This is a genomic window from Nocardia sp. A7 (assembly GCF_046549215.1).
Lineage (GTDB): Bacteria > Actinomycetota > Actinomycetes > Mycobacteriales > Mycobacteriaceae > Nocardia.
On sequence record NZ_JAJPWE010000004.1, the window covers coordinates 268,512 to 287,911 of the forward strand.

A 19,400-nucleotide genomic window follows, 5' to 3' on the forward strand; every position below is an offset into this window, starting at 1 on the left:
GTCAGCCCTGGACGGGGAAGTTGGCGCGCAAGACATTTCGCGGGTCGCGGGCCCGCTTGATCTCGCGGAGGCGTTCCAGGGTGGCTGTGTCGAAGGCGGCCTCGGCCGATTCGCCGGGCGCGAGGAAGGTGTAGGGCTTCTTGCCGGTGACGTGGGTGCCGAGGTTGTCGATGATGGTGGTGAAGGCCGCCTTGACGTCGTCGATCAGGTGGGGCAGGCCGAGGCCGAGCAGATACAGGGCGTAGGGCTCGGTGACCGGGCCGCGGGCGCCGTGATCACGCGTGGTGTCGGCGAGGGCACCGCCGAGGGCGCGGATCTGGATGTTGAGCAGGGGTGCGACCGGTGCGTCGATGAGGGTTTTGACGACTTCGTCGTCCAGGTCGGTGAGCAGTTCGCCGCGCGAGAGCGAAGGGCTGGGGTCGGTGGGCTCGGCGGTGATGGTGCCGATCTTGTCGGGGGTCATGGTGGTGCGGGTGTCGGCGAGTGCGCCGGTGACGGTGTCGAGGCGGCGGGTCAGTTCGCGGCCGTGAGCTTCGTCGCCGAGGTAGGCGAAGTCGAGCGCGACGGTCGGGGCGGCGCCGGGAATCTGGTAGCGCTGCAACCACACTGAGAGCTCCGGCGGTGCGTCGGCGGTGAGTTCGGTGAAGACGTCGAACACCTCGCTGGTGCGTTCGGCCGACCAGCTCACCCGGCCGCCGTAGAGCTGCGGCAGGTCGAACAGGTCGATCTCGAGTGCGGTGACGATCGCGAAGTCGCCGCCGCCGCCGCGCAGTGCCCAGAACAGCTCGGGATCGGTGTCGGCGCTCACCCGGCCGCGTCGGCCGTCGGCGTCGACGATCTCGAACGCTCGGACCGCGTCGGCCGCCCAACCGTGTCGACGGGCGAGCCAGCCGAAGCCACCACCGAGGGTGTATCCGGTGACGCCGACCACGGGATTGCTGCCTGCCAGACCGCTGAGTCCGTGTGCGGCGGCCGCGGTCTGCACGGCACCCCACTGGGCGCCGGAACCGATGCGGGCCACCCGCTGGGCCGGGTCGACGGCGATGGTGGCGAGTCGTCCGGTGCGCACGAGGATCGCGTCGTCGATGTCGCCGGTCGCGCCGTGGCCGGTGGGTTGGGTCACCACCGCGCGGCCCGCGCGGTTGGCGTAGCGCACGACATTCGCGAGGTCGTCGGCGTCGGCGACCTCGATGACGGCCGCCACCGACTGGGCGATAGCGGTGTTCCAGGGGCGGGCGGCGAGGTCGAAGGCCGGATCCCCTGGCAGGAGGACGTTTCCCTGGATCTCGGTGCGTAGATCGTTGATGCTCATACCCGGTAGACGACATGGGGCCCGCGAGTGTGACATCCGGCCCGGACAGCGAAGAAGGCCCGGTCCTGGAGGACCGGGCCTTCTCTTCGGGGTGACCGACGGGACTCGAACCCGCGACATCCAGGATCACAACCTGGTGCTCTACCAACTGAACTACGGTCACCATCACCGGTGAATCACCGGCGCCGTCGATATTAGCGTGAGTTAGGCGTCAGGCCCTAATCGGCTGGTAGATGGCTTGAGCCGGTGACATCCACGGCCTCGGTGGCTGCCTGCGCGGCGGCCGCGATCTCGGTGGTCGAGGGGCCGGGCAGCGGCACGAACGCGGTGCGGCGGTAGTACTCGAGCTCGCGGATGGATTCCTTGATGTCGGCCAGCGCGCGGTGGGCGAGGCCCTTCTCCGGCTGACCGAAGTAGATACGCGGGTACCAGCGCCTGCACAGTTCCTTGATCGAGCTCACGTCGACCATCCGGTAGTGCAGGTGCGCGTCGAGTTCGGGCATGTCGCGGGCGATGAAACCGCGATCGGTGCCGATGGAGTTACCGCACAGCGGCACCGTGCGCGCGGTGGGCGCGTACTCGCGGATGTAGTCGAGCACCTGCTGCTGGGCCTGCTCGAGGGTGACGGTGGAACGCCGAACCTCTTCGGTCAGACCGGATTTCGCGTGCATGGTGGCGACGACCGGCGGCATGCAGGCCAGCGCGGCGTCGTCGGCGTGGATGACGATGTCGACACCGTCACCGAGAATGTTGAGGTCGCTGTCGGTTACGAGCGCGGCGATCTCGATCAGCTTGTCGCTGTCGAGACGGAGCCCCGTCATCTCGCAATCCATCCAGACCAATAGTTTGTCGGACACCGCGCCACCCTAACGGGGTGGGCGCGAACCTCGTCGTCAGGTGTGTCGTGTGGGCGAGGCGAGCCGGGTTTGCCGACGACATCGGCGGATGTCCGCTACCCGGGTGACCGGCCCGGATACAGTTTGCCTGGAATTCCCCGGAGACGTTTCGAGCATTTCTTGCGTACGTGCCAGTGAGCAGACGGAGGACGCGCGAATGACCACCCCACAGGAGAAGGCGGCAGCGGCACGCAAGGCGGCCGAAGACGCGGCCCGGGTAGCGGCCGAGGCCATGGCCGCCGCGGAGGCCGCCGAGCAGGAAGCCGCGGCGGCAGGCGGGACACCGGCATCCGGCGAGCCGAGAGTGTCCGGTGCGGCAGCGGAGATCGCCGAGGGCTACGCCTTCAGCGGACCCGCGGTGGAACTCGGCACGGTGATGGTCGACGGCGTGGCTGATCCTGGTGCGCGCGTGCGTATTCCGTTGCGGATGATGAACCGGCACGGGCTCGTCGCGGGTGCGACCGGCACCGGTAAGACCAAGACCCTGCAGGGCATCGCCGAACATCTGTCCCGCGCGGGCGTTCCCGTGGTGATGGCCGACGTCAAGGGCGATCTGTCAGGTCTGAGCGAGCCGGGCGCCGACAACGAGAAGATCCGGGCGCGCGGGGCCGAAACCGGCGCGACCGATTGGGCACCGAGCACGTTCCCCACCGAGTTCGTCTCGCTCGGCACCGGCGGCATCGGGGTGCCGATCCGGGCGACGATCACCTCGTTCGGCCCGATCCTGCTCAGCAAGGTGCTCGGCCTCAACGACACCCAGGAATCGACGCTGGGCCTGATCTTCCATTGGGCCGACCAGCGCGGCCTCGCCCTGCTGGATCTGAAGGACCTGCGCGCGGTGATCACCCACCTGACCAGCCCTGACGGCAAGGAGGATCTCAAAGGCATCGGCGGTGTCTCGTCGCAGACGGCGGGGGTGATCCTGCGGGCGCTGGTGAATCTGGAAGCCGAGGGCGGTGACACGTTCTTCGGCGAACCCGAACTGGACCCGGCCGATCTGCTGCGCACCGCGGGCGGACTCGGCGTGATCACGCTGTTCGAGCTCGGACAGCAGGCGGCGCGGCCTGCCTTGTTCTCGACTTTCCTGATGTGGGTGCTGGCCGATCTGTTCCAGACGTTGCCCGAGGTGGGCGATGTCGAGCAGCCGAAGCTGGTGTTCATCTTCGACGAGGCGCATCTGCTGTTCACCGAAGCGTCCAAGGCGTTCCTGCAGCAGGTCGAGCAGACGGTGAAACTGATCCGCTCCAAGGGGGTCGGGGTGTTCTTCTGCACGCAGTTGCCCACCGACATCCCCAACCCCGTGCTCTCCCAGCTCGGTGCCCGCGTGCAGCACGCGTTGCGCGCGTTCACACCCGACGATCAGAAGGCACTGTCCAAGACGGTGCGTACGTACCCGAAGTCATCGGTGTACGACCTGGAAGAGGCCCTGACCTCGCTCGGCACCGGTGAGGCGATCGTCACCGTGCTCTCCGAAACCGGCGCGCCGACGCCTGTCGCCTGGACCAAGATCGCGCCACCGCGTTCACTGATGGACACCATCGGCGACGACGCGATCAGAGCCAAGGCACTGTCGAGCGCGCTGCACGGCAGATACGGGCAGAGCGTCGACCGGGAATCGGCCTACGAGATGCTGCTGGCCAGCGTGGCGGCCGCCGAGCCGGAACCCGACTCCGCGCCCGCGCCGGAGCGTTCGGAATCCCAGCAGAAAGAGGACTCGGCGGCCGAACGGATGATGGCGAACCCGGCGGTCAAGAGTTTCCTGCGCTCGGCGGCGAGCGCGGCCGGGCGCGAGATCAGCCGGAGCCTTTTCGGAACACGGCGCCGGTGAGCGAGCGCGGCCCGTCGAACCACGACGGGCCGCATCCCCTCAGTGTGCGAGTTCGCGCATCAGCAGGTCGGCGGTCGTCTCGCGGCGCAGCAACAGCTCGGTGCGCCCGTGGGCGACCGCGACTACCGGGGGCCGTCCGACTGTTCGATACCCGGCGCCGCACGGGTGGTAGGCGCCGGTGCACGGCACGGCGAGGACCTCGCCGGCGCGCAGATCGGCGGGGACGCGAACCTCGGCGGCGATGAGTTCGCCCGCCGCGCCGTGCCTGCCCGCGACCGACGCGGTGAGCTGGGGCCCGGCCGGATGCCGGTTGACGACGAGCGCGCTGCCAGACCCACGACCGGCGGAATCACCATCGACGATCACGCATGTGCCACCGCCCGCGACCTCGGTGACCGCGAGCACCCGATACAGCGTGACACCCGCCCGCGCGACGATCGCGCGCCCCGGTTCCATCGCCAGCACAGGGCGTGGGAAGTGGTGGCGTGCGCAGCCCGCGTCGAGCGCGTCGTCGAGGATGTCGGCGAGTTCGCGCAGGTTGAGTTCGGCGTCGCCACTGCGGGTGGCCACGGCATGCCCACCGCCGATATCGAGATGGGTGAGCAAGGTGCCGTGCTCGGCGTGGACCCAGGCCATCTCGCCGATCATCCGGCGGATCGCCTCGCCGTAGAGGTCGGGATTGTGGATCTGGGCGCCGAGGTGGCAGTGCAGACCGGACAGGAGCAGCTTCGGCTGCGCGATGATCCGGGCGACGGCCGCCGCGCAGGAATCGCTGCCGAGCGGGAACCCGAATCGCGAGCTGCCCGGTACCTCGATCCCCGGCGCCACGCGCAACAGCACCTGTTGCGGGCGGGTCGCGAGCGAGGCGAGCAGGGTGATCTCGGTGAGAGAGGAGACAACGATCCGGCCGACGCGGGCGGACACGGCGGCGCGGAGTTCGTCGAACGGAGTTCCATTGCCCTGCAAGACTATTCGGCGTGGATCGATGCCCGCCGCGAGTGCCACCTCTAGCTCACCGGCCGAACCGACCTGCACCGCGAGGCCCTCCTCGGCGACCCAGCGGGCCACGGTGCGCAGCATGAGCGCGGTACCCGCGTAGACGATCTCGGTGTCGGGGAAGTGCTTGCGGTAGGCGCGGCAGCGCTGCCGCACCTCGGTCTCGTCGAGCACGCGCACGGGGGTGCCGTACTGGTCGGCGATGTCGTGCAGCGCCACGCCACCGAGGGTGATCCGGCCGTCATCGTCGTAGTGGGTGTCGGCGGGCCACACCGCGGGGTCGAGCCGGGGCACCGTACTCGCACGCAGGGACGGGAAGATTTCGAGCAACGTCACGGTGGTCTCCTCCGGGAGGACGCCCCCGCACTCGGACGGCGGGGCCACTTCCAGGACTACGCCGTTCGCGCGCTGCTGAACCCGCTGTTTACGGGTCCTTGACTACCCGCCGACCGTTCCTGACGGCTTGCTGACGCGGCGTCAGCTGCCCAGCTTCTTGTAGAACGCGCCCGCGACGGGGGCGGTGAACGCGCGGGGGCCGTAGTTGCCCGCGACACTCATGCCCTTGCTGATCAGGCCGGGGACGATGCGCATCTTGTTGCGGGCCAGCGCGTCGATGGAGACCTTGGCGGTGTACTCGGAGGACACCCAGAGGAAGTCGGGGACCATCTTGTCGACGATCGACTGGTCTTCGGGGGCGGGGGTTTCGGTGCGGACCGGGCCGGGGGCCAGCAGGGTGACGTGCACGCCGGTGCTCTTGAGCTCGCCGCGCAGCGACTCCGAGAAGGTGTTCGCGAACGCCTTCGACGCCGCGTAGGTGGCATTGTTCGGGATCGGCATATTGCCCGCGGCCGAACCGCTGATCAGGATGCCGCCCGCCTTGCGCTCGATCATGCCGGGCAGCACGGCCAGGGTCAGGTCGTGCACGGCGGTGGCGTTGAGTTCCATCTGCATGCGCTCGTAGGCGAAGTCGAGCTCGGCGACCGGGCCGAAGGTCGCGATGCCCGCGTTGTTGCAGAGGACGGCGATATCTCGGACCGAGAGCTCCTCGACGAGGCTTGCCCGCTGGGTGCGATCGGCCAGGTCGACCGCGCGGACCTCGGCGGTGATGCCGTGGGCCAGGGTCAGCCGCTGGGCCAGCTCGGCGAGGATCTCACCGCGGCGCGCGACCAGGATCAGCGAATAGCCGCGCCCGGCCAGTTCGGCGGCCAGCGCGGTGCCGATGCCGGAGGACGCGCCGGTGACGACGGCACGATTGTCTGCAGTGGGGGAGGGCAAGCTCACGAGGGGAGCTTAGGTGATCGGCTACGGCCGTGCGCTGTCCGCATCGACGCCGGTGGCGCAGCGCCGCGACGGTGCGACGTCACCGTGGCCGACACCATCGATACTGGACCGATGGCTGACGAGCAGGTGTTCGGGATGGGTGATGACCCGCTGGCCGAGCCGACGTGGCCCGCGCTCACCGACGACGAGATCGCTCGCGCCCTCGCTGCGACCTGGGGCGGATCGGGGCTCGCGGCGATCGAATGGCGTGGTGCGCGACCGTTGTCGTCGACGGTGGGGGTGCGGTTGGACGACGGGGAACGGCTTGTTGTGAAGCGGATGCCGGTGCGATTGCGCGATGAGATGGCGCTGGGCGAGGAACACCGATTCATGGCGCATCTGCGGGATCGGGGTATTCCGGTGCCCGAAGTGCTTGCCACCATAGGTGATTGGGCGACGCCCACGCCCGACCACAACCGCAGCGTTGGCGACGGCGACGGCGACGGCAATTTCGGTTGTGGCTCCGGAACGGCCGATGAGTTCCGCCGTGACAGTGCTCGTGCGAGAGCCGACGCGGGCGAGTTCGTCTACGAGGTGCATCGAGTGGGAACGGGGGAGGACCGGTATCGCGTGGACTTCTCCTGGTCGCCCTATCGGGACGACGACGATGCGGTGGGCGCGGGAGTAATGCTGGGTCGACTACATCAGGCCGCCACAGGTTTCGACGCTCCGGCTCGACCCGCCCGACCGTTGCTGGCAAGCATGCACGGTGACGTGGTGAGCGCGTTCGAGTGGCATATCGCCCGCCGACCGGCTGTCGCTCGCTTCCTTGGGGAAAGAGACTGGCGCGCAGAGGTTCCCGAGCTGCGGGCCGACCTCGCCGACGCCGAACCGCTGTGGACGCACGGGGATTGGCACGGCACCAACCTGCTGTGGGGTGACCACGAGGTGACCTCGGTGATCGATTTCGGGCTGGCGGATCGAACGACGGCCGTCTTCGACCTCGCCACCGCCATCGAACGCACCGCTATCGACTGGGTTTCGCTGCGCGACGGCGGGCCCGCCCACGTCCGCGCCGACCAGATCGCCGCGCTGATCCACGGATATCAGTCAGTGCGACCCTTGTCGGCCGCCGAACAGAACCTGCTCCCAGACCTGCTCCCACTGGTCCACATCGGCTACGAACTCTCCGAAATCGACTACTTCCTTACCGTCGCGCAGGACGCACGCAATGCTGAAATCGCCTACCACGACTGGCTTCTCGGTCACCTGCGCTGGTACGAAACCGCCGAAGGCCGCGATCTGCGCGACCTGATCCGCGACGTGTCTGCCGCTTGACCTCGCTCCCTGCCGGATGAGCTCAGCCGCCACCCACAACGAACACCGCCCCGCGCGCCGGATGCGAGTTCGGCGTGCGGGGCGGTGCGGCGGTCGTCCGTCGCGTCGGACGACCGGGTTTCGGGGGGGATTTACAACCGTGCGGCCAGGCGGGTGCCCTGGTCGATCGCGCGCTTGGCATCCAGTTCGGCGGCCAGGTCGGCGCCGCCGATGAGGTGCAGGTCGACGCCCGCTGCCCGCAGTGGTTCTTCGAGTTCGCGGACGGATTCCTGTCCGGCGCAGACGATTACGTTGTCGACCTCGATCACCCGCGGGTTCTCGCGCTTCTCGCCGAAGCTGATGTGCAGGCCCGCGTCGTCGATGCGGTCGTAGTTCACGCCGCCGACCTGCTCGACGCCCTTGGCCTTGAGGGCCGCGCGGTGCACCCAGCCGGAGGTCTTGCCGAGGTCCTTGCCGAACGGGGTCGACTTGCGTTGCAGCAGAACGACATCGCGGGCCGCGGGGGAGGGCTTGGGCTTGCGGAGCTGGCCCGGCGCCTGCTCGTTCTCGGAATCGACGCCCCACTCCTCTTTCCACTCGTCGAGCTTGAGCGTGGGATGTCCTTCGACAGTGAGGTATTCGCTCACGTCGTAGCCGATGCCGCCCGCGCCGATCACCGCGACCTTCTTGCCGACCGGCTTCTCCTCCTTCACCAGTTCGGCGTACGAGAGCACCATCGGGTGGTCGATACCGGGAATGTTGGGGATGCGCGGGCGCACACCGGTCGCCAGGATCACCGAGTCGTACTTGCCCGCGATCAATTCCTCAGCGCTGACCCGCTTTTCGAGATGCAGGGTCACGCCGGTGAGGTCGATCTTGCGGCGGAAGTAGCGGATCGACTCGTCGAATTCTTCCTTGCCGGGGATACGGCGGGCGATGTCGAACTGGCCGCCGATCTTGTCGTCGGACTCGAACAGGTCCACATGATGGCCGCGCTCGGCCAAGCTCACCGCGGCCGACAGCCCGGCCGGTCCCGCACCGACGACGGCGATCCGCTTGGCGCGCCGAGTGGGCAGCAGGTTCAGGGTGGTCTCACTGCCCGCGCGCGGGTTCACCAGGCACGACACCTTCTTGTTGCCGAAGGCGTGGTCGAGGCAGGCCTGGTTGCAGGCGATGCAGGTGTTGATCTCGTCGGCGCGATCGCTCTGCGCCTTGTTGGCCCATTCGGCGTCGGCCAGCAGCGGGCGGGCCATGGAGATCAGCGCCGCGTCACCGCGGGTCAGGATCTCCTCCGCGATCTCGGGCATATTGATCCGGTTCGACGCACAGACCGGGATGTTCACCTTGCGCGCGATCTTGGCGGTGAACTCCACGAACGCCGCGCGCGGCACCGAGGTGACGATGGTGGGCACCCGCGCTTCGTGCCAACCGATATCGGTATTGAGGATGTCGACCCCGACGGCTTCCAATTCCTGTGCCAGGGCGACGATTTCGTCGAAGGTCTGCCCCTTCTCCACCAGTTCGGCCATCGACAGCCGGAACACGATGATGAAATCGGGACCCACTTCGGCACGGATGCGCCGGGCGATCTCGACGGGCAGCCGCCGCCGGTTCTCCGGGGTGCCGCCCCACTTGTCGGTGCGCTTGTTCACGCGCGGCGCGAGGAACTGATTGAGGAAATAGCCCTCACCGCCCATGATCTCGCAGCCGTCGTACCCGGCGAACTTGGCCAGGCCCGCACAGCGCGCGTAGTCGTCGATGGTGCGTTCGACACCCTTCGACGACAGTGCCCGCGGCTTGAACGGATTGATCGCGGACTTGATCGCCGACGCCGAAACACTGGTCGGCATATAGGAATAACGGCCCGCGTGCAGGATCTGGATGGCGATCTTGCCGCCCTCGGCGTGCACCGCCTTGGTGATCGTGCGATGCCGGTAGGCCTCGGTCTTGTTGGTGAGCTTGCCGCCGAGCGGCAGTAGCCAACCGGTGCGGTTGGGGGCGTAACCACCGGTGATGATCAGGCCGACACCACCGCGGGCCCGCTCGGCGAAATAGGCGGCCAGCTTGTTGGTGTCCCAGGCGCGGTCTTCCAGACCGGTGTGCATGGAGCCCATGACCACGCGGTTGCGCAGCGTGGTGTGGCCGAGGTCGAGTGGCTCGAACAGATGGGGATAGGCAGTCATGGGCGGTCGTCACCTTTTCGCGGTCGCAGGGCCTGCAGTACTTCGTCGCACCATTCGAGGTAGCCGGACTCCGCGCGGATGCCCGCGCGCAGGACCAGATACTGGTGCAGAGCGGTGCCGGAGAGCTGGTCCGGCACCGGGAAGAATTTCTTTTCGCTGAGGCGGTACTCGTCGAGGCGCTGGGCGTGCTGGCCACGATGGCGCTCCACCTCGGCGCAGACGGCGTCGATGTCGCCGTACGCGGCGGCGCGGATCTTCACGCCCAGTTCGTCGCGGGCGGGGATGGCGTCGGTGGGTTCGGCGAGCCAGCGGGCGATCTCGGCCTGACCGGCCGGGGCCACCGAGTACACCTTCTTGTCGGGCTTGCCCTGCTGGGCCACCGATTCGACAGTGACCCAGCCGGCGGACTCCATGCGCTTGAGCACCCGGTAGATCTGCTGGTGGGTGGCACTCCAGAAGTAGCCGATCGACTTGTCGAATCGGCGCGCGAGCTCATACCCCGAGCCGGCCCGCTCGGTGAGCGAGACCAGTAGCGCGTGCTCCAGTGCCATAAGACGAGAGTATCCGCAACACTCGGTACTATGCAACCAGGTTCATATGCATTGACGCCGCGGACCTTGCTGGCGGCGTAGGTGCCGGATCCGACCCGGACAAGGTGCACGCGTTATGGGCGGCGCGGTGGTCGTTTCGTCGCTACTCTTCGGCTCATGACCGAGGTGAACGCGTCGGAGACCGTCGGCGAGGCGGCCGGGCGTGGGCAGGTACTGGCGTGGGGATTGTGGGACTGGGGCTCTTCGGCGTTCCAGGCCGTGACGCTGACCTTCGTGTTCTCGGTGTATCTCACCGACAAGGTGGGCGACGATCTGCCGGGTACGACACCGGCCAGCGCGTGGCTGGGCTGGGCGCTGGCGGGGGCCGGACTTGTCGTCGCGCTGACGGCGCCGGTCTGCGGGCAGTACTTCGACGCCGTCGGCTCACGTAAACGGGCCTTGGCGACCTTGACGGCGCTGACGGTCGGCGCGATGTCGCTGATGTTCTTCGTCCGCGACGACTACCACGATCTTTGGCTCGGCCTGGCGCTGCTCGCGTTCGCCTCGGCCACCTTCGAGCTCGCCGGCGTGCCCTACAACGCGATGATGCGGCAGGTGTCGACCCCGGCCACGGTCGGGCGGGTCTCCGGATTCGGTTGGGCGATGGGCTATTTCGGTGGCATCGTGCTGCTGCTGGTCTGCTACGCGGGCTTCCTCGCCGGAGACGGCGACACCCGCGGCCTGCTCGCGATGCCCACCGATCAGGGCCTCAATGTCCGGCTCGTCATCGTGCTCGCGGCGGTGTGGTTCACCGTGTTCGCGCTGCCGGTGCTGTTCGCGGTGCCCGAGATGCCGCGCACCGGCGCCGACCCCGGCGCGGCAAAGGTCGGCTTCCTCGGTTCCTACCGAGTGCTCTGGCGTGACGTGCGGGAGCTGTGGGGGCAGGACCGGCACACGGTGTACTTCCTGCTGGCCAGCGCGGTGTTCCGGGACGGCCTGGCGGGTGTGTTCACCTTCGGCGGAGTGCTCGCGGTGACGGTGTACGGGTTCGCCGACGCCGATGTGCTGCTGTTCGGGATCGCCGCGAATGTCGTCGCCGGGGCGGCCGCGATCGTGGCCGGCCGGTTCGACGACCGGATCGGGCCCAAGCGGGTGATCGTGGCGTCGCTGGTCGGGATGCTCGCGTGCGGGCTCGCGCTGTTGCTGGTGTCGGGCTCGACGATGTTCTGGATCTTCGGCCTCGCGCTCACCGTGTTCGTCGGTCCCGCGCAAGCCTCGGCCCGCTCGTTCCTGGTGCGGCTCGCACCGCCGGGCCGGGAAGGTCAGCTGTTCGGCCTGTACACCACGACCGGTCGGGCCGTGTCATTCCTGGCGCCCGCCCTGTTCGGCGTGTTCGTCTTGATCTTCCACAGCGACCGTGCGGGCATCGCCGGACTTCTCGTCGTCCTGGCGGTGGGCCTGCTGGTGTTGCTCCCGGTGCGTGCGCCGTCGCGCGCGGCGACCGTCGATATGTGACGGATCACCGACGGGCTGCCGTCGAGTTGTGTGAACGCCCGTACTCCGAGTTCAATTCGCGTTTTTGGGTACCCAGCCCGCGATGCCCAACGCGATCAGGCGCATCTGCATGACGGTGCGCTCCACGATCGCCGATTCCTCACGGGAGGTGGACGCGACGAACGCGGCGATACCGTCGGTCACGGTGGTGACGAGCAGATCCGCGGCGATCTCCAGCTCGGTGGTGCTCCACGAATCCAGTGCGCGCAGCCGGGACAGATCGGCGACGATCTCGCGCACGATCAACTGCATCTCCATCGCGATCGCCTGACGCAGTGGAGCAGGTCCACCATGACGCTCGCGAATGAGGAAACCGAACAGGGCGCGCTTGGCGCGAACCTGCTCGAAGACGAAGCGGACCGTGTCGGCCAGATGGGCGTCCGGCTTGCGCCTGACCTCACGCAATGCCAGGCGCAGCGCGGTGACGCCTTCGTCGACGATCGTCGCGCCGAGGTCGTCGAGCGAGGCGAAGTGGCGGTAGAAGGCCGTCGGCACGATGCCTGCCGAACGGGCGATCTCACGCAGGCTCAATGCCGCGAATCCGCGCTCCGAGGCCAGGGCCAGGGTGCCATCGAGCAGGGCGGCCCGGGTATGCGCTTTGCGCTCGTTGCGGGTTCCTGCCTGCTCAGTCACATCGGTGAGCATACAGCCGTTCACCATAGCGGCCTTTGTCATGATGTTGTCCGCCTCACATTATTGCCGGTTGACAGTGGCCCGGGGTCATCGGGCACACTAGTGAGTGTACAGACGTGCACTGAAATTTGAAGAGCACGCCGACGGACTTCTTGTAAGGGGCGACACGACATGGTGGGACTGATCGATCTGGTGCAGACGTTGACGACGCCGCACCCGCTGGACCGGTACCTCGAGCTCGTCCATCCCGGGCTCACCGCCCGGGAGCTGCGGGCCGAGGTCACTCATGTTTCGCACGCGGTGCCGGGCTCGGTGACGCTGACCCTGCGCGCCTCGCGGCAGTGGCGTGGCCACGCCGCCGGTCAATACGTGCAGATCGGCGTCTCGATCAACGGTGTGCGCCACACTCGCTGCTACTCGCCGATCGATCCGGAGAGCACCGGCGATCGCTACCTGCAGATCACCGTCAAGGCACACCCGGGCGGGCTGGTGTCGAACTACCTGCACGCCAACGCGAAGCCGGGCATGGTCGTCGACCTGGCGCCGGCGTCCGGTGTGTTCCATCTGCCGCAGCAGCGACCCGACAAGATCCTGTTGGTCAGCGGCGGCAGCGGCATCACGCCGGTACTGTCGATGCTGCGTACTCTCGACGCCGAGGGGTACTCAGGAGACGTCACGTTCCTGCACTACGCGCGGCAGCCCGAAATGGTGCCGCACCGCGCAGAACTGTCCTCGATTGCGCAGCGCCGCGCCAACTTCCGTATCGAATACCGCTACCCGGTCGAGCCGGGCACGGTGATCGACGGTGAAACCTCCACCGGCAGCGGGTTCTTCGACTACGACGAGCTCGAGCGGGTCGCACCCTGGTTCGCCGACGCGCAGACCTTCGTGTGCGGGCCGCCGCCGCTGATGCGGGCGGTCAAGACGATCTTCGAAGCCGAGGGTCTCCAGGATCGGGTGTTCAGTGAGGAATTCACGCTCACCACGGTTCCGACCGACCCGTCCGAGGCGACCGGCACCGTCACCTTCTCCGGCAGCGACGTCGCCGCCGACAACACCGGAGCATCGCTGCTCGAGCAGGCCGAAGCAGTCGGCCTGGCCCCGGAGTACGGCTGCCGCATGGGGATCTGCTTCTCCTGCACGGCGACCAAGGTCTCCGGCTGCACTCGCAACATCCGTACCGGCGAACTCGACGCCGAGCCCGACAAGCAGATCCAGGTCTGCATCAACACCGCTGTCGGCGACGTCGACATCGCGCTCTAGATCGACACAGAGACAAGGGGAGACACAGCCATGACTATTCTCACCGAAGGCAAAGACGGCCCGGTCATCCTGAGCCCGGATCAGGTCGAAGAGCTCGGCGCCGCACTCGACGCGCTGCGCGCCCGGGTGGTCGACGACCTCGGCGAACGCGACCGCGACTACATCTACAGCATCATCAAGACCCAGCGTGGCTTCGAGATCGCCGGCCGCGGTCTGATGTACCTGGGCTTCCTGCCGCCGTTCTGGCTGGCCGGTGTCGCCGCGCTCGGTGTGTCGAAGATCCTCGACAACATGGAGATCGGCCACAACGTCATGCACGGCCAGTACGACTGGATGCGTGAGCGCGGTATCAACTCCCGCGAATTCGACTGGGACACCGTCTGCCCGGCGGACCAGTGGAAGCACTCGCACAACTACATGCACCACACCCACACCAACATCGTCGACATGGACCGTGACATCGGTTACGGCGTCCTGCGGATCGATGAGGCGCAGAAGTGGAACCCGTACTACCTGGGCAACCCCGTCTACGCCTTCCTGCTGATGATGTTCTTCGAGTGGGGCGTGATGCTGCACGACCTCGAGGCCGACAACATCATCAAGGGCAAGCGCAGCTGGTCCGACATCAAGCCCCTGCTCAAGGGCCAGGGCAAGAAGGCGGGCAAGCAGGTCCTCAAGGACTACGTGATGTTCCCGGCGCTGACCGGCCCGCTGTTCGTGTCCACCCTGGCGGGCAACGTGGCGGCCAACCTGGTGCGCAACGTGTGGACCTACTCGATCATCTTCTGTGGTCACTTCCCGTCGGGCGTGCAGACGTTCTCCAAGGAGGAGACCGAGGTCGAGACCCGCGGTGAGTGGTACGTGCGCCAGATGCTCGGCTCGGCCAACATCACCGGCTCGCGGCTGTTCCACATCATGTCGGGCAACCTGTCGCACCAGATCGAGCACCACCTGTTCCCGGATATCCCGGCGAACCGGTACCCGGAGATCGCGCCCGAGGTGAAGGCGCTGGCCGATAAGTACGGCCTGCCCTACAACACCGGTCGTTTCTCCAAGCAGATCGGTTCGGTCTGGGGCAAGATCTTCAAGCTCGCGCTGCCCGATCGTTTCACGAAGAGTGACCCCACGCCCGGTGTTATCGTTATGCGTAATCAGCCGGAATCCTCCACTGTGAGCGGGTAAATGGTCGGGAAATTCGAAAGCAACAAGGATCTTGTCCAAGAATTGACGGCATCCGGTGCGCAGCGGGTCGGCAAAATCGCCTCGCTGATCACCGGGACCGTCGCCGAGGTTGCTCGCGAAATCGGTGAGTTCGTCACCGATGTGATCGAGATGAGAGAAGCCGCGGCGGCCGCTCGTCGAGATGCCGAGAAGGATGCGGCTTTCGCCGAGACCGAGGCCGTCGACCTCGACGCTCCGGTAGCGGACGACTTCGGCACGCCGATTTTGTTCGCCGAGCCGGCCGCGGGTGACAAGGCCCCGGCTGCCGATGACAAAGCCCCGGTTACCGACGACAAAGCCCCGGTTACGGGCGAGCAGGCCTGATCCTCACCACACCGGCAACCGCCTGCGGTGTTCGGTGACATCGGTGATCAGATCCCGGTAGCCGTCGGTCAATTCGGCAAGACGACACCACTGCAGATGGGTGCGAGCCTCCCGCTGCGGTGGTGTCGTTGTCGTATGTGCGGCCAGCGAGTGGTGCGCCGCAATCCATTTCGCGGCCATGCGGTCGATCACCGCGCCCAGGGTCTCGGTGTGCAGCGAGGCGCCGTCGCGGTGTTCGACATAAGTGGCGACCCAGACGTCGATGCGGGTGATCAGCGCGACACGGTCGTTGTCGATGTCGTCGACGAGGCGTCCGCACGCCGCCACGCCGCGGCTCGTCGCGGCGGGGTCGCGTGCCTGTTCCAGGATTCTGCGTCGGCGATCGTGGCAGTGCGCGAGCCCGCGGGCGGCGTCGAGAACCCGGTGTGGCGTCGGGTCGGGGTGGTCGGTTTCCAGAAAGGCCCGCAACAGTGCCGAGGGAGTCGGCAGCTGTGCGGCATCCAGACGGTGGCCGTGATCGATCGGCATGTGCGCGCCCCCTGATAACGCTGTGTGCATGGATACGCCAGAGCCGAGGAGGGATAGGCGGGGTGCACTCCCCGGCACCGGCGTAGCCCCGCCCGGGCGTCGACGAAAGTCCGCGACGCTGCGGGTGGAGAAGTCGGCCCGGGGAAATCGGGACCCATTCAGGAAAGCGCGATTCGGCGGCGACGCGCAATAGTATGGTGTACGAAACCGGCGGTCGGCGACAATTGTTATCCATCATTACGGCGTGGTCTCCCGGTGAGCACTACTCGGTAACCGCGGCGGCACATTTCGGGCAACCATTTGCCGCCCTGTGTACTAGCCTCGATAACTGTGCCGGCCTACGTATCCTCGCCAGAGCTGACCTTCGGGTTCCTGTTCGCGCTGGAAGACCCAGAGCGAATCGCCGATGTCGTGCGCGGCCTCATGGAACGTCACGCGGTATCGGTGTTCCGGCTCGCGCGATTATCCGGCGACGTCGGCCCACCCGAGCGCTATGTCGTGAACTGGGCTGCCATCCCGCAGATTTCGATCACCACCGGCGCCCCCGACGACGAGGAGCTGCGCGCGCAGCGGATCATGCTGGTGAACGCCTTCCTCGGGGAGGGCGGCGAGGTGAGCATGTACGCGGGAAATCCGGACGGGCCGAGCTGAATTCAGCGGGTCGACTCGTAGATCCGGCGGACCACGTCCTCGATATCGGGTTCCTCGATCGACAGATCGCGCACCTGCGCCCGGTCCGACACCGCCGCCAGTAAAGCCGCCGCGGTCGTCTTCTCCGCGTCGAAGGCCAGACGCTGACGCATGCCGCCCGCCTCGCTGGACAGTAACTGCGCCCCGCACGGTAGATCGTCGAGATCCGGTGTGGGAGCGGCCAGATCGACCACCAGTACGCGACGCGCGCCCACGGTGGCGCCGAGCCCGGCCAATGAACCGTCGTACACCAGCCGACCGTAGTCGACCACGAGCACACGATCGCAGAGCCGTTCGATATCGCCCATGTCGTGGGTGGTGAGCAGCAGCGTGGTGCCGCGCTCGATCCGTTCGGCGCGCAGGAACTCGCGTAATCGCTGCTTGGACAACACATCGAGGCCGATCGTCGGCTCGTCCAGGATCACCAGCTCCGGCGAATGCAGCAGCGCGGCAGCCACTTCCGCGCGCATGCGCTGTCCGAGCGAGAGCTGGCGGACCGGGGTGTCGAGGGTGTCGGCCATTTCCAGCTGTTCCACCAGTTCGTGCGTCCGCTTGTCCGCGATATCGGGATCGAGGCGGTGGATCGCCGCCAGGATCGAAAACGATTCGTGCAGCGGCAGATCCCACCACAGCTGCGAACGCTGCCCGAACACCACGCCGATGCGCGAGGCGAGTTCCCTGCGCTGGCGCACCGGCTCGAGGCCGCAGGTACGCACGGTTCCGGTGGTGGGGACGAGGATGCCGGTGAGCATCTTGATGGTCGTCGACTTGCCTGCGCCGTTGGCGCCGATGTAGCCGACCGCCGAGCCGCGTTCGATCTGGAAACTCATGCGGTCGACGGCGGTGATGGTGTCGCGATGTCGGCGCCAGTGGCGGCCGTTCTTGCGGTAGACGGTGAATTGCCGGGTGAGGTCATCGATGTCGATGATCGGTTCGGAGTGCTCGTTCCCGTCCATCTCCTACCCCCCTCCTCCCTGATAGTGCCTCGTGCCGACCCGCCATGCCGCTGATGCGAGCAGCCACACCCACGCCGCGGCCAGTGGTGTCAACCACGCCGACCACGCGGGCAACAGTGGTGGCCCCGGCAGCCCGAGCAGTGCGATCGTCGGCACGTACGCCGTGAACGCGACGGGAATCGCGAACCCGAACAACAGTTTCAGCGGTGTCGGGAACACCGAGGCGGGCTGCATCGCGGCGAACGACCCGCCGTAGGTGAAGCTGTTGGTGAGCTCGGCACCATCTATAAGGAAGAACTGTAGTCCGGCCGCGCATACGAAAAGGCCACAGAACAGCGCGATTCCACTGATCAGGGTGATCACGATCAAGGTAACCGGGGCGATGCCCCAGTCGATATCGTTGCGCACCAGCCCGATCGCGAGCACGATCACCGCGACCGCGGCGCGGGCGAGCCTGCGTAACGAGATGTCGCTGGTCACCAACTGCAACAACAACGGTTGTGGGCGAAGGTGATACGCGTCAAGGGTGCCCATGCGGATCATCGACGGCAGCGAGTCCAGATGCCCGACCGCGACCTGGGCCAGCGCGAACGAGGTGTTGGACAACCCGAACAGCAGCAGCGCCGCATCGACGTCGAGGCCGCCGAGGGTTTTGACGCTGTGGAAGATGACCCACACCTCGGCGAACTCCACCAGGCCGATGAGGAAGGCGCTGAACACCTCGGTCGCGAACGAAAGGCGGTACACCTGCTGTGCTTTCACACGCGAACGCAATACTGCGAGATAGGGGGAGAACCAGGTCCCGGCTACAACACGCGCGGAAACCGGTTCAGCCACCCTGTACCTCCAGCCTGCGTTGTCCCGCTCGCAGCAACACCCTGCCGAGCAGTCCGATCACCAGCACCCAGAAGCCCTGTATCGCAACGATGACCATGGCATCCGTTCCAGCGGCCCGCCCTGACAGCGTATCGATCGGTGCCTGCAGGATGGACGGAAACGGCGTAGACATGGCGACGACACGCAGCCAGTCGGGGAACATGTGCACCGGGACGAAAAGCCCGGCCAGAAACGTTCCGACGATCTGGTACAGCACCCGGATGCCGCGGATCTCGACCACCCAGAACCCGATCAGCGCCACCGCGAACAGGCACAGAAACGACAACGCCACCGCGAGCAGCACACTGATCAGACCGAGCACATAGGCCATCGGTGAGTCCGGCATCGACAGGCCGAAGGTGGCGGCGCCGATCGCGATGCTCGGCACTCCGCGCGGCAGGATCGTGCAGGCCGCGCGGCCCATATCGGTGGCCAGGTAGCCGAGTTGCACGTCGATCGGGCGCAGGAAATCGATCGCGACGTCACCGGTTCTGATCCGGTCGACGAGGTCGATCTGCGGTCCCATGAACTGGGTGGCGCCGAGCAGTGCCTGCGACAACCACACATACGCCCCGATGGTGCCCTCGTCGTAGCCGCCGAAATCACCGGCGGTCCGCACCGCCGCGACCATCACCGCCGCACGAACGAATCCGAACACACAGTTGGTGAAAAGCCCGGCGAACATCGCCAGTTTGTATTGCGCCTGCCGCTTGAACCCCGCCCGCGCCAACGTCCAATACACCCGGAAAGCACCTGGCTTGCGACGACGCCGCACCGCGAAGGCAAGCCCACCATCCCCCAACACACTGCCCCGCACAATCATTCAACTCTAAGCCGATCGCCATGAATCAGGACGAAAACGGCCCGGATCGCTGGCGTTGCGCGCGTGCGGTTTACCGGTGGAAGCTCAGTCGGTAGGGAAGCCTGTCGCGAACAAGATCGCGATGGCGACCGAGCTGACCACGGAGATAGCAAGGATGATCCACATGAGGCGAAAGATTACCCGCCGCCGGGCGCAGTCACGGCATCGCCT

18 protein-coding genes and 1 tRNA gene are annotated in these 19,400 nt (G+C 67.0%); 7 read left to right on the forward strand and 12 right to left on the reverse strand.

From position 1 onward, the window contains the following. Position 1 precedes the first annotated feature (1 nt). The 3 genes from ACLJPD_RS23175 to orn form a co-directional block, all read right to left on the reverse strand. The gene (locus ACLJPD_RS23175) at positions 2-1,312 is read right to left on the reverse strand and encodes an FAD-binding oxidoreductase (RefSeq protein ID WP_410874841.1); all 1,311 of its coding nucleotides are present in this window, start codon (positions 1,310-1,312) and stop codon (positions 2-4) included. Between the two features lie 90 nt (positions 1,313-1,402). Continuing rightward, a tRNA-His gene (locus ACLJPD_RS23180) sits at positions 1,403-1,475 on the reverse strand. A 55-nt stretch (positions 1,476-1,530) separates the two neighbouring features. Next, positions 1,531-2,169 carry an oligoribonuclease gene (gene orn / locus ACLJPD_RS23185; protein ID WP_410874842.1) on the reverse strand — a complete coding sequence of 213 codons (639 nt, stop codon included), beginning with the start codon at positions 2,167-2,169 and terminating at the stop codon, positions 1,531-1,533. A gap of 196 nt (positions 2,170-2,365) precedes the next feature. Here orn and ACLJPD_RS23190 point away from each other — a divergent pair, with 196 nt between their 5' ends. Further along, complete coding sequence (locus tag ACLJPD_RS23190) at positions 2,366-4,036, forward strand: helicase HerA-like domain-containing protein (protein WP_410874843.1); 1,671 nt, start codon at positions 2,366-2,368, stop codon at positions 4,034-4,036. Between the two features lie 39 nt (positions 4,037-4,075). Here ACLJPD_RS23190 and ACLJPD_RS23195 read toward each other — a convergent pair whose 3' ends face one another. Together ACLJPD_RS23195 and cmrA are read right to left on the reverse strand one after the other, a co-directional pair. After that, entirely contained in the window at positions 4,076-5,368 is a 1,293-nt protein-coding gene (locus tag ACLJPD_RS23195) for a diaminopimelate decarboxylase family protein (protein ID WP_410874844.1), read from the reverse strand. A gap of 141 nt (positions 5,369-5,509) precedes the next feature. After that, positions 5,510-6,313 carry a mycolate reductase gene (cmrA, locus tag ACLJPD_RS23200; protein WP_410874845.1) on the reverse strand — a complete coding sequence of 268 codons (804 nt, stop codon included), beginning with the start codon at positions 6,311-6,313 and terminating at the stop codon, positions 5,510-5,512. A gap of 111 nt (positions 6,314-6,424) precedes the next feature. On the opposite strand from cmrA, the gene ACLJPD_RS23205 reads away from it, so the two are divergent. After that, positions 6,425-7,630 (forward strand): phosphotransferase enzyme family protein, encoded by a 1,206-nt coding sequence (locus tag ACLJPD_RS23205; RefSeq protein ID WP_410874847.1) that lies wholly within the window; start codon positions 6,425-6,427, stop codon positions 7,628-7,630. 131 nt (positions 7,631-7,761) lie between these two features. Here ACLJPD_RS23205 and ACLJPD_RS23210 read toward each other — a convergent pair whose 3' ends face one another. Further along, on the reverse strand, positions 7,762-9,792 hold the full coding sequence (locus ACLJPD_RS23210; protein WP_410874848.1) for an FAD-dependent oxidoreductase: 2,031 nt from the start codon (positions 9,790-9,792) through the stop codon (positions 7,762-7,764). Then, entirely contained in the window at positions 9,789-10,343 is a 555-nt protein-coding gene (locus ACLJPD_RS23215) for a PadR family transcriptional regulator (protein ID WP_410874850.1), read from the reverse strand. Before ACLJPD_RS23215 ends, ACLJPD_RS23210 begins: the two co-directional genes overlap by 4 nt. Positions 10,344-10,499: 156 nt before the next feature. Between ACLJPD_RS23215 and ACLJPD_RS23220 the strand changes: the two genes are divergently transcribed. After that, on the forward strand, positions 10,500-11,837 hold the full coding sequence (locus ACLJPD_RS23220) for an MFS transporter (protein WP_410874852.1): 1,338 nt from the start codon (positions 10,500-10,502) through the stop codon (positions 11,835-11,837). Between the two features lie 51 nt (positions 11,838-11,888). On the opposite strand, the gene ACLJPD_RS23225 is transcribed toward ACLJPD_RS23220, so the two are convergent. After that, on the reverse strand, positions 11,889-12,536 hold the full coding sequence (locus ACLJPD_RS23225) for a TetR family transcriptional regulator (protein ID WP_378766498.1): 648 nt from the start codon (positions 12,534-12,536) through the stop codon (positions 11,889-11,891). A 144-nt stretch (positions 12,537-12,680) separates the two neighbouring features. Here ACLJPD_RS23225 and ACLJPD_RS23230 point away from each other — a divergent pair, with 144 nt between their 5' ends. Genes ACLJPD_RS23230 through ACLJPD_RS23240 form a run of 3 tightly spaced genes read left to right on the forward strand, consistent with a single transcriptional unit; the run spans position 12,681 to position 15,317 of the window. Beyond that, complete coding sequence (locus ACLJPD_RS23230; protein WP_410874853.1) at positions 12,681-13,772, forward strand: ferredoxin reductase; 1,092 nt, start codon at positions 12,681-12,683, stop codon at positions 13,770-13,772. A gap of 30 nt (positions 13,773-13,802) precedes the next feature. Further along, positions 13,803-14,954, forward strand: a complete 1,152-nt coding sequence (locus ACLJPD_RS23235) for a fatty acid desaturase family protein (RefSeq protein ID WP_410874854.1) — start codon at positions 13,803-13,805, stop codon at positions 14,952-14,954. A 42-nt stretch (positions 14,955-14,996) separates the two neighbouring features. Continuing rightward, positions 14,997-15,317 carry a hypothetical protein gene (locus ACLJPD_RS23240; RefSeq protein ID WP_410874855.1) on the forward strand — a complete coding sequence of 107 codons (321 nt, stop codon included), beginning with the start codon at positions 14,997-14,999 and terminating at the stop codon, positions 15,315-15,317. Positions 15,318-15,320: 3 nt separating this feature from the next. Here the strand turns inward: ACLJPD_RS23240 and ACLJPD_RS23245 are convergent, their stop codons facing one another. Continuing rightward, positions 15,321-15,845, reverse strand: coding sequence for a DUF4254 domain-containing protein (locus tag ACLJPD_RS23245; RefSeq protein WP_410874857.1), 525 nt, complete (start codon positions 15,843-15,845; stop codon positions 15,321-15,323). A 330-nt stretch (positions 15,846-16,175) separates the two neighbouring features. On the opposite strand from ACLJPD_RS23245, the gene ACLJPD_RS23250 reads away from it, so the two are divergent. Next, the gene (locus ACLJPD_RS23250) at positions 16,176-16,496 is read left to right on the forward strand and encodes a hypothetical protein (protein ID WP_410874858.1); all 321 of its coding nucleotides are present in this window, start codon (positions 16,176-16,178) and stop codon (positions 16,494-16,496) included. Between the two features lie 2 nt (positions 16,497-16,498). On the opposite strand, the gene ACLJPD_RS23255 is transcribed toward ACLJPD_RS23250, so the two are convergent. From ACLJPD_RS23255 to ACLJPD_RS23265, 3 genes are read right to left on the reverse strand one after another with little or no spacing between them, the layout of a single operon-like run. Then, positions 16,499-17,491 carry an ATP-binding cassette domain-containing protein gene (locus ACLJPD_RS23255; RefSeq protein WP_410874860.1) on the reverse strand — a complete coding sequence of 331 codons (993 nt, stop codon included), beginning with the start codon at positions 17,489-17,491 and terminating at the stop codon, positions 16,499-16,501. A 3-nt stretch (positions 17,492-17,494) separates the two neighbouring features. Continuing rightward, positions 17,495-18,328, reverse strand: a complete 834-nt coding sequence (locus ACLJPD_RS23260; RefSeq protein WP_410874861.1) for an ABC transporter permease — start codon at positions 18,326-18,328, stop codon at positions 17,495-17,497. Further along, on the reverse strand, positions 18,321-19,109 hold the full coding sequence (locus ACLJPD_RS23265; RefSeq protein ID WP_410874862.1) for an ABC transporter permease: 789 nt from the start codon (positions 19,107-19,109) through the stop codon (positions 18,321-18,323). The genes ACLJPD_RS23260 and ACLJPD_RS23265 overlap by 8 nt, the downstream gene beginning before the upstream one ends. Between the last annotated feature and the right edge of the window lie 291 nt (positions 19,110-19,400).